Source organism: Yersinia sp. 1252 StPb PI (genome assembly GCF_048593885.1).
GTDB lineage: Bacteria > Pseudomonadota > Gammaproteobacteria > Enterobacterales > Enterobacteriaceae > Yersinia > Yersinia enterocolitica_E.
In genome coordinates this window covers 1-760 of record NZ_JAZGQE010000435.1, presented here as the reverse complement: position 1 = coordinate 760, position 760 = coordinate 1, and the positions used below count along the sequence as shown (strand labels likewise).

The following is a 760-nucleotide window of genomic DNA, read 5'->3' as shown; positions in this document are numbered from 1 at the left end:
CAGTAAAACAGCGCCGGTTGAAGGCCAAATGATTAGCCCTAATAATTCGCTGACCTTTTCGTTACCGGGAAATACCGCCGGCAATAACGTTGATTTTGAATTTGTTAATGATTATGGCGCACTCAATAAACTGAGCCAGCCCATTAAACCTTAATTTAATTTATATACAGCAGTCATACACAGCGTCCGCTGGTTATCTCGTGGGGGCGGAATACGTCTGTACACTACGGAATAATTGAATAATGAAACACCCTGCAATGCCTTTTTCAGCAGAACAGCCTACCCGCAATGTTGGTTTAACGCCCGTTGCGGCGGCGATTATTACCGTTTTTTTGTCACCAACTGTTTTTGCTGTTGATAGCATTGGAAAAACAGAGAGTACTGTATCACTTGAGCCTAATAAACCTCAGGCTGTGGAGTTTGACAGTATTTACTTAAATACCGAACACGGTGGTTCCGGCATTGATTTAAGCCGCTTCTCGAAAGGGGGCAGCGTGTTACCCGGCACTTACCGGGCTGACATTTATTTAAACAATACCCTGATTGGCAATGAGAATGTGGAGTTTAAGGCCCGCGACGATAAAAGTGTCCATGCCTGCTTATCCTCGTCGGTCATTGCCAGTCTTAATCTCAAGACAGAAGCATTGCCGCCTGAATCACTGGCCCCGCTGAAAAAAGACGCGGGCTGTGTTGATCTGGCGTCGCTGATCCCCGATGCCCAGGTGACTTTTGACAGCGGCGAACAACGGCTGGATATCGC

1 protein-coding gene and 1 pseudogene are annotated in these 760 nt (G+C 46.8%); both read left to right on the top strand.

The window, feature by feature from the left end; genetic code table 11:
* Positions 1-154, top strand: a pseudogene (locus V2A85_RS24155) (molecular chaperone); the annotation flags it as partial.
* 88 nt (positions 155-242) lie between these two features.
* The coding region (locus V2A85_RS24150) for a FimD/PapC N-terminal domain-containing protein (RefSeq protein WP_420072615.1) at positions 243-760 on the top strand (518 nt) is incomplete at its 3' end.